Annotated in this window: 11 protein-coding genes; 5 read left to right on the top strand and 6 right to left on the bottom strand. The window is 45.7% G+C overall.

Going from position 1 to position 10,436, the window contains the following annotated elements; translation table 11 throughout:
- A partial coding sequence (locus tag FTT63_RS03725) for an integrase core domain-containing protein (RefSeq protein ID WP_180088953.1) occupies nt 1-150 on the top strand: 150 nt, incomplete at its 5' end.
- A 64-nt stretch (nt 151-214) separates the two neighbouring features.
- Here the strand turns inward: FTT63_RS03725 and FTT63_RS03720 are convergent.
- The 4 genes from FTT63_RS03720 to FTT63_RS03705 form a co-directional block, all read right to left on the bottom strand.
- Entirely contained in the window at nt 215-745 is a 531-nt protein-coding gene (locus FTT63_RS03720; protein ID WP_127799273.1) for a gamma carbonic anhydrase family protein, read from the bottom strand.
- A 106-nt stretch (nt 746-851) separates the two neighbouring features.
- Nucleotides 852-2,000 carry a D-alanyl-D-alanine carboxypeptidase PBP5/6 gene (gene dacC, locus FTT63_RS03715; protein ID WP_127799271.1) on the bottom strand — a complete coding sequence of 383 codons (1,149 nt, stop codon included), beginning with the start codon at nt 1,998-2,000 and terminating at the stop codon, nt 852-854.
- 117 nt (nt 2,001-2,117) lie between these two features.
- A complete protein-coding gene (locus FTT63_RS03710) occupies nt 2,118-2,513 on the bottom strand; it encodes an MCR_0457 family protein (protein ID WP_016658407.1) in 396 nt (131 codons plus the stop codon).
- Nucleotides 2,514-2,710: 197 nt separating this feature from the next.
- Nucleotides 2,711-3,082 (bottom strand): MCR_0457 family protein, encoded by a 372-nt coding sequence (locus tag FTT63_RS03705; protein ID WP_005176804.1) that lies wholly within the window; start codon nt 3,080-3,082, stop codon nt 2,711-2,713.
- A 110-nt stretch (nt 3,083-3,192) separates the two neighbouring features.
- Here FTT63_RS03705 and surE point away from each other — a divergent pair, with 110 nt between their 5' ends.
- The 3 genes from surE to FTT63_RS03690 all read left to right on the top strand — a co-directional run bounded on the left by surE (nt 3,193) and on the right by FTT63_RS03690 (nt 5,939).
- A complete protein-coding gene (gene surE / locus FTT63_RS03700) occupies nt 3,193-3,969 on the top strand; it encodes a 5'/3'-nucleotidase SurE (RefSeq protein WP_075174788.1) in 777 nt (258 codons plus the stop codon).
- Between the two features lie 110 nt (nt 3,970-4,079).
- Nucleotides 4,080-4,916, top strand: coding sequence for a peptidoglycan DD-metalloendopeptidase family protein (locus FTT63_RS03695; protein WP_016658404.1), 837 nt, complete (start codon nt 4,080-4,082; stop codon nt 4,914-4,916).
- 93 nt (nt 4,917-5,009) lie between these two features.
- The gene (locus FTT63_RS03690) at nt 5,010-5,939 is read left to right on the top strand and encodes a LysR family transcriptional regulator (RefSeq protein ID WP_005176807.1); all 930 of its coding nucleotides are present in this window, start codon (nt 5,010-5,012) and stop codon (nt 5,937-5,939) included.
- Between the two features lie 82 nt (nt 5,940-6,021).
- Here the strand turns inward: FTT63_RS03690 and FTT63_RS03685 are convergent, their stop codons facing one another.
- Nucleotides 6,022-7,233, bottom strand: a complete 1,212-nt coding sequence (locus FTT63_RS03685) for an aspartate aminotransferase family protein (protein WP_005176809.1) — start codon at nt 7,231-7,233, stop codon at nt 6,022-6,024.
- Nucleotides 7,234-7,395: 162 nt separating this feature from the next.
- Between FTT63_RS03685 and grxD the strand changes: the two genes are divergently transcribed.
- A complete protein-coding gene (grxD, locus tag FTT63_RS03680; protein WP_005176812.1) occupies nt 7,396-7,737 on the top strand; it encodes a Grx4 family monothiol glutaredoxin in 342 nt (113 codons plus the stop codon).
- Between the two features lie 56 nt (nt 7,738-7,793).
- Here the strand turns inward: grxD and FTT63_RS03675 are convergent, their stop codons facing one another.
- Nucleotides 7,794-10,406 carry a Lon protease family protein gene (locus FTT63_RS03675; protein WP_218953989.1) on the bottom strand — a complete coding sequence of 871 codons (2,613 nt, stop codon included), beginning with the start codon at nt 10,404-10,406 and terminating at the stop codon, nt 7,794-7,796.
- Between the last annotated feature and the right edge of the window lie 30 nt (nt 10,407-10,436).

Below are 10,436 nucleotides of genomic sequence, written 5' to 3'. Positions count from 1 at the left end.
AATCGGACTATACGTTATAGCTGGCTAAGCAAGCATCTATTTGACACACTGGAAGAAGTACAAGATTATGCAACGAGTTGGCTGTGGCATTACAACTATGAAAGACCACACCAAGCAAACAAAGGAAGGCCACCTCTAATGGCTGCTTAACCTCTACTTTTAACTTCGGTTATTTATGGGAGGATTACCATTATATATAAAGTACCTTAGAAGTTTAGTTATAATCCCCCGACACCTTCACATAATTTTGCGCTGAATACGGCAAAAACGCTTTTTCTTTATCGGTTAGCGGGCGTACTTTTTGTACCGGACTGCCAACATATAAATAACCACTTTCTAAACGCTTGCGTGGTGGTACCAGAGAACCCGCGCCAATCATCACATCATCTTCAACAATGACATCATCCAGAATAATGGTGTTAATTCCGACCAGAACACGGTTGCCAATTGTGCAGCCATGCAAGGTCACATGATGGCCAATGGTAACATCTTCACCAATAATTAGCGGTGAGCCATCCGGTTTATCGGAATTTTTATGGCTGACATGCAGCATAGCATGATCTTGCACATTGGAGTTTTTACCAATACGAATAGAATTCACATCCCCGCGAATTACGGCAAACGGCCAAACCGAGACATTTTCGCCGAGAACCACATCACCAATGACCACGCCCATCGGGTCGATATAACAGGAATCATCAATCTGTGGATGGGTATCTAAATAAGGACGAATGTTCTGACTCATAGTGATCTGCTCGTAAAAGTGGAATGATCAAGACAATAGTATAAAAGAAAAAGCACCCATTCGCTGAATGAGTGCCTTCACTTAAGTCTAAAGTCGTGCTTTAAACTTAGAACAGGTTGCTAAAGAACTGCTTGATATGGTCAATGAGGCGCGAGAAGAAGCCAGCTTCTTCAACTGCGTTTAAAGCCACCAGTGGTTTTTCAGCAATTACTTTACCATCTAAGCTTGCGACATATTTACCAATGACCTGGCCTTTTTGTAGCGGCGCAGTCAATTTTGGCTGAACCACCAATTGCGTTTTAATTTCATTGGCTTTGCCTTTAGGCATGGTCACATTAAAGTTTTCAGCCAGACCAATTTGTACTTCATCCGACTGACCAAACCAGACTTTAGATTTGGCCAGGACCTGATTTGCAGGCTGTACATTTTTGGTTTCAAAGTTGGCATAACCCCAAGCCAGCAATTCACGTGTTTGTGTCGCACGTTCCTGCATGGTTGGCGCGCCAAAAATCACAGAAATCAGACGCGTTGGGCCACGTTTTGCAGAAGTCGTTAAACAGTAGCCGGCTTCATTGGTATGACCGGTTTTTAAACCATCAACACTTGGGTCTGTATAGAGCAGGGCATTACGGTTGCCTTGACGGATGCCATTAAAGGTAAATTCTTTTTCTGAATAAATCGGATAGTATTTAGAACTGTCTTTAATGATGTGCTGGGCCAAGGTTGCCATATCTTTGGCTGTTGAATAATGGCCGTCTGCTGGCATACCGGTCGAGTTAATAAACTGGGTATTGGTCATGCCAATTTTTTTGGCTTCTTCGTTCATCATGTGCGCGAAGGTGCCTTCATTGCCGGCAATATGTTCCGCCATGGCTTTAGAGGCATCATTACCAGACTGAACAATAATTCCACGCAGCATTTCAAGTACAGTTGCAGTGCCATTCAGCGGAACATACATACATGATTCTGTGCTACTACCACGACACCATGCAGATTCGTTCATACGAACTTTTTCATCTTCCGTGAGCTCGCCCTTCAATAGTTTTTGTTCAATGATGAAACTGGTCATCATTTTGGTCATTGAGGCCGGGGCAAGTTTTTCATTTTCATTTTTCGATGCAAGAATTTGCCCTGTTTCATAATCCATTAAAAGATAAGATTTATTGTTGAGTTCTGGCGGATTGGATAAAACAGTTGCTGCATAAGAAAAGCTTGGTAGGAGGAGTAAGGCAGCAAGGGCGCTTTTTCGAGTCATTCTAGGTGTTCCAATACTTGATATATGCACAAAAGAGGCTAGCATTTTAGGATAAAGCAAAGCCGACTTCTATGGGAGAAATCGGCTTATCGGAAAAAGTATTGTAACCAAATAGTTTTATTTGCTGTACGCGGTCAATTCCTGGCAAATGGCCTTATTTTTCTGGCTTCCCGCTTTTTTGGCATCGGCCTGTGCTTCAACCAGCATCGGCTTAAAACTTTTTTGCTTGCTTAGGGCTTGTAAAGCTGCAACCGGATCTTTTTCTGCCGGCATATATTCTTTGGCCAGTTTGGCATAGCCCTGATTAAATTTAGTCTGGTCTTTGTCCTGAATTAACGCTGGGCACACTTCAGATAATACATAAATGGCTGCCAGTTCCTGCTGGGTGACTTTTTGAAGTGGTGTGACTTCAATATTTTCATTCTGTGCCAGTGCGGTTTGCCCCAAACCCAAAGTAATGGCGATACCAGCCAGAAGTTGCAAAGATTTCGTTTTTAATTGGGAAGTGTACATAAAAAAATAGACCTAAAACTTAAAAATACCACATGCCCATAAGCTTAATGATTTTTGACAGAATGAAAAGAAAAGAAGTGTATCTGAGCAGGCTGACACACAACCAAAATTAAAAAGCCAAATCAGAAATGCAATAAAAAAGAGCAATCAACCTATGCTGATTACTCTTGATGTGAAGATGGTGCGTCAGTACAAACCTAAAGTTCGATTGCAGCAGCATCCTGACAAACAGTTTTCTGTTCATCTGCCGTGGTTTCTTTAGCAGCATCACGTGCTTCAATCAGAATATTCTTATATTCAGCATCAGCCTGCAGTGCGCTGTAGCTTAAAGTCTGACCTTTTAAGTCTGCCAGGTAAGTTTCAATTAAAGCCTGAATATTGCTATCCAGTTTGGCGTTTTTGCCAATAATGGCCGGACAAACCTCAGCCATCACCTGAGCGGCAGCAATGTCTTCTTTCACAATGGTATTGGCTTCTTCTACCGTCAAGCCTTCAGCATTGACCGCTTGAGAGAGAATTACCGCAAAACCAAGCCCCAGTAAACGACGTACAGATAAGCGACGAATCATGTTATACACACTTTTTATTGATGGAAGTTCGACACTAAATATATATACTTCTCATTATATTTCAATGAAATGTGCTGACCGGTCATTTATTTAATTTGAAGAGTAAATTTGTGAATATCTTAATTGCCAATGATGATGGCGTTTTTGCGCCAGGGATCCAGGCGCTTGCACACGCATTAAAACCTTTGGGCCGTGTGGTGATTGTCGCGCCAGAAAGTGAGCGTAGCGGGTTTTCCAGTGCCTTGACCTTAGATCGTCCTTTACGTCCAATTCCGATTGCTGAAGATATCTGGGCGGTGAATGGCACTCCGGCAGACTGTGTCTATTTATCTATGAATGGCCTGTTTGATTTTGAATTTGATCTTGTGGTGAGCGGGATTAACAGCGGCGCCAATCTGGGTGATGATGTACTGTATTCAGGTACCGTTGGTGCTGCTTTTGAAGGGCGTTTAATGACGCAGCCGGCCATAGCTGTATCACTGGCTGGCCCTAATGTCCGAGCTTATCAGCATCCGGCCGATTATGCAGTTGCCGCGCAGTGGGTGCATGATTTTATTGCCAACGGCTTGCCAACCTTGCCGCCACGCCACATTTTGAATATTAATATTCCAGATGTGGCGGAATTAAAAGGCGCAAAAATTACCTATCAGGGCCGTCGCAGTCAATCTAAACCGATTACCAGCCATGTCGATCCGCGCGGTCGCCAGGTGTACTGGATTGGACTGGCCGGAGAAGCCGTTGCAGACCCGCGTAAAGATGTGGGTGAAATCCAGTCGGATTTCTTTGCTGTGGCCAATGGCTATGTCAGCATCACCCCAATTCAGATGGATGCGACCAATTACGATATTCTGGGGCATCTGCATGACAGCTTGAGTCCAGCCCTGTAAAGAATGTTATAACTTTGTGAAAAAGTACCGTCTGAAACTCTTTTTCGGTGCTTTTTTGTTAATCTTAGCGCAGTTCAATAATTACATTTAAGATGTAGAGAGGAAGATTAATGCCTTTGGTGTCACACGGTCGTTTATTTGCAGCACCGACAACATTGTTGAAAACTTTATTTGTATCTACAGCCGTTATTTCTACGCTCATCATCAGTGGCTGTGCGTCTAAACCTCAAGTACATAATTCTGCACGTTATGCGGCTGCGCCAAATTTCTATACTGTACGCTCAGGTGATACTTTAAGCGGCATTGCAGCACGTTATGGTTTAAGTTATCTCAGTATTGCGGAAATGAACGATATTGCCGCGCCGTACCGGATTTATGTGGGCCAGTCAATTCGTCTGAAAAGTGGCAGTGCACCGCGTACCACCACAACGCGTCCGGTAACGCAGCCAGCACCAATCCAGCGTCAGACCATTGCTATTCCAAAAACTACGCCAGCACCGACCGCACCGGTGACCACGACGACCACAACCACACCACGAACCACTACTCCGGCGCCGACAGTGAGTTCTACCGTAGGTTCTTTACGCTGGGTGAAACCATCCAATGGTGCAGTAATTGAAAACTTTAATTTAGCGTCGAATGTGAAAGGGATTCGTTATGGCGGCAATGTGGGTGATCCGGTCTTTGCAGCTGCAGACGGGCAGGTGGTGTATGCCGCAGATGGCCTGAAAGAATACGGTAACCTGGTGTTAATTAAGCATATTAATGGCTATATCACCGCTTATGCACACAACAGTAAACTTAACGTGAATAGTGGACAAAATGTAGCAGCAGGGCAGAAAATTGCCGAAATGGGCTCATCGGGCACCACCCGCACCATGCTGGAATTCCAGGTCCGCCTTGATGGCAAGCCGATCAACCCGACTAATGTTCTACCAATAAATTAATTTTTTTAAGTGCAAAACGTAAATTTCACCGTATAATACAATGAGTTGCTTTTATCAAAGGTAGGAGCATCTCATAAGTTCAGAGGGAAATTTATGTTAGATCAACTTCGAGCAATGGGTGTATTTGCTTGTGTTGTTGAAAAAAGCTCGTTTAGTGGCGCTGCGCGTGAACTCGGTATCACCACAAGTGCTGTAAGTCAGCAAATTCGTTCTTTGGAAAATGAAATGGAAGTAACGCTGTTACACCGTTCCACCCGAAAACTGAGTTTGACTGAAGCTGGACAAGCTTTTTTCCACAGCTGTCAGGAAATGCTCGCCGCTGCGGAGCGTGGTAAAATACGCATTAATGAATTACGCGATGACCTGGTAGGTGATTTGCGTATCGCAACCACCCCGGAACTGGGTGCGAATCATGTCATTCCGGCATTGTCGCACTGGATGTCAGCCCATCGTGGCTTGGCCATACATGTCGAAGCGGACAATCAGTTTATTGACCTGATTGAAGGTCGGATTGATATTGCTTTGCGCATGAGTTCAAAAATTGAAGATAGTCAGCTGAATGTAGTGCCACTGGCGCGCGTTGAGCAGGTTCTGGTGGCATCACCAAGTTATCTGAACCAGACCACACCGGTGTCACGTCCTGAAGATTTAAAAAATCATGACCTGATTCCAGTAAATTTGATGAAAAATTATGCCAGTTTTTCATTTCATCACGCCAGTACGGGTGAAGTGGTCGGACTGGACATGAGCTCTCGCCTCACCACAAATAATGTTCTGATTGCCAAATCATTATGTTTACAAGGGCACGGAATCGCGAGACTTTTATATCTAGATGTACAAAAAGATTTAATTAACGGTTCTTTGGTCGAAGTATTACCTGAATGGAAATTGCCGACCTTTACATTGTATGCAATTACGCCAAAACGTGAGCAGCAGCCAATGAAAGTGCATCGTTGTCTGGATGCTTTAAAACAGTATTTTTGTCAGTTACCTGGCGGCAGAATTTACCAGGAAGCCTCATAAAATATAACAATTCAGAAATTAAAAAAGCCGCATCATGCGGCTTTTTTATGCAGATTGAGATCTGTTGAGATCAACATGCGGCTTAAGCCAGGAACGTTTTGATCATTTTCACCAGACGTTCAACCAGCTGATCGGCCTGTTCCTGGCTAATGTTCAAGGTTGGCAGTAAACGCACTACGGAGCCGGCGGTCACATTGACAATCAGTTTGTATTCATCACGGGCAATATCCACCAGTTCTGCGCAGGCTTTAGGTAATTCAATCCCGATCATCAGGCCAAAACCACGCACGCTAACATTCTGGTCAGCCAGCTGGTTGCGTAGCTGCTCAACAATATAGCTACCCATTTTTGCGGCATTCTCGACCAGATTTTCTTTCTGGATAATATCAATCACGGTATAAACCACACGTGAACCCAGGGCAGTACCACTGTAGGTTGAACCATGGTTACCGGCAGTGAGTACACCCACACCGCGACCTTGGGTCATCACTGCACCAATCGGGAAGCCATTGCCCAGGCCTTTGGCAGTGGTTAAGACATCTGGCACAATATTGGTGTGCTGATAGGCAAAATATTTACCGGTACGGCCGTTACCAGTTTGCACTTCATCCAGCATCATCAGCCAGTTGTGCTGGTTACAGATGCGGCGGATATCTTCTAGGTAGCTAAAGCCTTGAGGCGCGGTATTAACACCGCCTTCGCCCTGAATTGGCTCAACCAGAATCGCGACGATGTCCGGATACTGAATGGCGGCTTCTTCAATGGCTTCAACATCACCAAACGGTACACGGATAAAACCTTCTACCAGCGGTGCAAAACCTTCCTGGACTTTTTTATTGCCGGTGGCAGATAGGGTTGCCAGGGTACGGCCGTGGAACGACTGATCGGCGACAATAATTTTCGGATTGGCAATGCCTTGTAAATAACCAAATTTACGTGCAATTTTAATGGCACCTTCATTCGATTCTGCACCACTGTTAGAGAAGAAGACTTCTTCCATACCAGCGACTTCTGCCAGTTTTTGTGCAGCGGCAGTTTGCCAAGGCACTTCAAACAGGTTGCTGGTATGAATCAGGGTCGCGGCCTGATCCGCGATGGCAGCAGCAATTTCCGGATGAGCATGACCTAAACCACAGACTGCAATACCGGTCAGGGCATCCAGATATTCGGTGCCATCTTCAGTGTACAGATAAGCGCCTCGGCCGCGGACAAAGCTGATCGGCTGACGGCCGAAGACGGGCATCAAATGAGACGGTTGATCAGTTTGCACAGGGGCAAGGGTAACGTTGTTCATGACTAACTCTTATCTGTAAGAAAGAAAGGAAAAAACTTATATAAGCAAAATCTGCCCCCGATTGAAAGTGTAAATGTAAATAAAAATGGAAATATTGCTTTAAGCATACTGTTTTGCTGTGTTTTCGGTATAATGCAAAACAGATTAGTTGAGGATTTATCAATGACTGAACAAGCACGCGATACCGAAGCGTTAATTCGTGACCAAATTGCTAAACATGCAGTTCTTCTTTACATGAAAGGCACACCGCAATTCCCACAATGTGGTTTCTCAGCTCGTGCAGTAGAAGCGCTCAGTCAAATTGGTCGTCCATTTGCCTATGTGAATATTCTTGAAAACCAGGATATTCGTGCAACTTTGCCGAAAATTGCCAACTGGCCAACTTTCCCGCAATTGTGGATCAATGGCGAGTTAATTGGTGGTAGCGATATTATGCTGGATATGTTCCAAAAAGGTGAGTTACAGCCTTTGGTTGAACAGTACAGCCCAGCGCCTGAAGCTTAATTCAGTCGTATAAAAAAAGCGCCTTTCGGCGCTTTTTTGCTTTTTCAGACCGGCCATTATGAGCCAGTCTGGTTACGGGCATCTTCCACCGGAATGGCCTCAATTGCTGTTTCAGCCGGTTGATCTTTTTTCTTGGCCTTTTTTTCTTTCTTGGCTTTTTTCTTTTTCTTTGGCTCTTCCTCTTCAATTTCTGCACCATCTTCAATGGCTTGCCAGTATTCCAGCTGCGCCATCACCATGTCATAAATCGAGCCTTTGCTATAACGGCCTTTTTTGTCCAGTTTTCCGACCGGACGCGCCATCAGAATTTCCAGCGCCTGATCAATCACATCAATGGCATGAATATGGAATTCGCCTTTTTGCACCGCTTCAATCACATCTTTACGCAGCATGAGATGCTGCATGTTTTGACGTGGAATAATCACGCCTTGCTTGCCGGTCAGGCCCTGTAATTTACAGGCATCATAGAAGCCTTCAATTTTGGCATTGACGCCGCCAACAGGTTGTACCTGACCCAGCTGGTTCATGGAACCGGTAATGGCCCAGGACTGATCAATCGGTAACTGGCTGATCGCTGAAATTAGGGCAGACAGTTCCGCAACGGTGGCGCTATCACCATCGACCTGACCATAGCTCTGCTCAAAGGCCAGCGCGGCAGAGAAGTGCAGAATCTGTTCGCGGCCAAAATGGGCTTTCAGGAAGCTGGACATTAACAGCACGCCTTTGGCATGTAGCGAACCGCCCAATTCAACACTGCGTTCAATATCCAGAATATCGCCGCCGCCCTGATAGACCGATGCCGTCAGGCGCGAAGGCAGACCAAATTCGACATCGGCATAATGAATTACGGACAGGGCATTGATCTGACCCAGACGATGACCCTTGGTTTCAATCAGCTGGGTGCCGCGCGACAGGTCCTGCCAGTACAGTTCACGCAAATAGCCTAAGCGATATTTACGATGATCCAGCGCCATGTTGATATGTTCTTCTGACACCATCTTTTTGTCGGCTTGTACCGCATGATGATGTGATTCCCGAATCAGATCACCTAGCGTTAGCGCATGTAAGGACAACGAGCTTTGGTCTTCGGCCAGACGACTCGAGTCGGTTAACAGCGCAGCCAGGGCAGAGCGGTCAAAGGGCAGCAGTTTATCAGCCTGAACATAATCAGCAATCAGCTGCATATAAGCCTGCTCATTGGTGTCATTACGTTGTAATGTATCGGTGAAGTCGGCACGGATTTTAAAGACGCTGCCCAGCTCCGGTTCGACTTCCAGAATTTCATAATAGATTTCCGGCTCGGCCAGCAGAATGACCTTTAAGGTCAGGGGAATTGATTCCGGTTCAATCGAAATACTGCCGGTTAAAGTCAGCATATGTTCCAGTGAGGACAGTTTTAGCTGGCCCGATTTCAAGGCACGTTTCAGCCCTTGCCAGGCATAAGGCTGTTCCAGTAACTGTTCGGCTTCCAGAATTAAAAAACCGCCATTGGCACGATGTAAGGCACCGGAACGGATTAAGGTGAAGTCAGTGGTGATGGTGCCGTTCTGGGTCATCTGTTCCACATGACCGAGCAGGTTGTAGTGGGTCGGGAAATCTTCAAAGATCACCGGCGCACCCGAGTTCGGCTTATGCGTAACAACAATATTGGCCTGATAACGTGCTGGCACCCGGCTAAACACCGCCGGAGTGAAGTCATCTTCTTCCTGTTCCAGCACCATTTCAACATTGTTGATAATGTCTTCGGCATAGTATTTCAGATAGTCTTCAAGCCCTTGAACCTCTGAAAATTTATTCAGTAATAAATCAATCCGCGGCATCACCACCTGTTTGGCAATGTCACGATTCAGGACCTGAACCCGATCTCGTGCATCATCTTCTAGATCACCCAGATGCAGACCCAAACGTTCCAGTTTTTTATCCATATAGCGCATATTGGCGGCAATTTCGGCGCGCTCTTTGCTGCTTAAGGCATTGACATCTTCCTGGGTCATTTCCTGCAGCTGATCATCTTTAAACTGTACCGGAATAAAGCAGTGCTCGTCATTGCGCGAGACCAGTTTTAAATCCAGGGTTTCACCTTCTTTGGTCAGTTCAATGAGGGCCTGTTGCTGTTCATCACCGGTTTGCTGGCGAATCTGTTCAATGCGGTTGTGATAGGTTTCGGCGCTAAAACGGCGTTCCAGCTGCTTTAAAATGGTCTGCCAGCTCTGATGCAGCTGGGTCTGGAATTTCGGTGCCTGACCGGCCGGCAGTCGCAGGGCAATGGGCTGGCGCGGGTTTTTAAAATTATTGACATACACCCAGTCATTTGGCGTGGCCATGGTTTTGGCATGTTGCTGCAGTAAACGCCGGATCATGGTGCGTTTGCCCAGTCCTGCCGTACCGACCGCAAAAATGTTATAGCCGGAATAAGGCAATGCAATGCCGGCTTCTACTGAAGCGCGGGCACGATCCTGACCCAGAAAATTATTTAAAGGCTTAATCCGTTTGGTGGAGGCCGGAATTTTTTCCAGATCCGGAATATGGGTCAGCTGTTCCGGGCTTAAGCGGGTGTTATTAAGTGTCGTTTGAATTTCGGCTTGTTCGAAGGCTGAGGTAAGAGTTTGTTCTGGTTGTAAAACTAATGTTTGTTGTTCGGTAATTGAAGCAGATAAAGAAGAGGTCATGTGCTCGTGTCTTTGCGTCACTGTGAAATC

It is taken from the genome of Acinetobacter sp. C15 (assembly GCF_013420645.1).
GTDB classification, from domain to species: Bacteria; Pseudomonadota; Gammaproteobacteria; order Pseudomonadales; family Moraxellaceae; genus Acinetobacter; species Acinetobacter indicus.
This window is presented reverse-complemented; position numbering and strand designations above follow the sequence as displayed.

What these genes read in the sequence shown, in the direction of transcription:
- FTT63_RS03720 (WP_127799273.1), bottom strand. Translation starts at nt 745, where the DNA reads ATGAGTCAGAACATTCGTCCTTATTTAGATACCCATCCACAGATTGAT.
- dacC (WP_127799271.1), bottom strand. Translation starts at nt 2,000, where the DNA reads ATGACTCGAAAAAGCGCCCTTGCTGCCTTACTCCTCCTACCAAGCTTT.
- FTT63_RS03710 (WP_016658407.1), bottom strand. Translation starts at nt 2,513, where the DNA reads ATGTACACTTCCCAATTAAAAACGAAATCTTTGCAACTTCTGGCTGGT.
- FTT63_RS03705 (WP_005176804.1), bottom strand. Translation starts at nt 3,082, where the DNA reads ATGATTCGTCGCTTATCTGTACGTCGTTTACTGGGGCTTGGTTTTGCG.
- FTT63_RS03695 (WP_016658404.1), top strand. Translation starts at nt 4,080, where the DNA reads ATGCCTTTGGTGTCACACGGTCGTTTATTTGCAGCACCGACAACATTG.
- FTT63_RS03690 (WP_005176807.1), top strand. Translation starts at nt 5,010, where the DNA reads ATGTTAGATCAACTTCGAGCAATGGGTGTATTTGCTTGTGTTGTTGAA.
- FTT63_RS03685 (WP_005176809.1), bottom strand. Translation starts at nt 7,233, where the DNA reads ATGAACAACGTTACCCTTGCCCCTGTGCAAACTGATCAACCGTCTCAT.
- grxD (WP_005176812.1), top strand. Translation starts at nt 7,396, where the DNA reads ATGACTGAACAAGCACGCGATACCGAAGCGTTAATTCGTGACCAAATT.
- FTT63_RS03675 (WP_218953989.1), bottom strand. Translation starts at nt 10,406, where the DNA reads ATGACCTCTTCTTTATCTGCTTCAATTACCGAACAACAAACATTAGTT.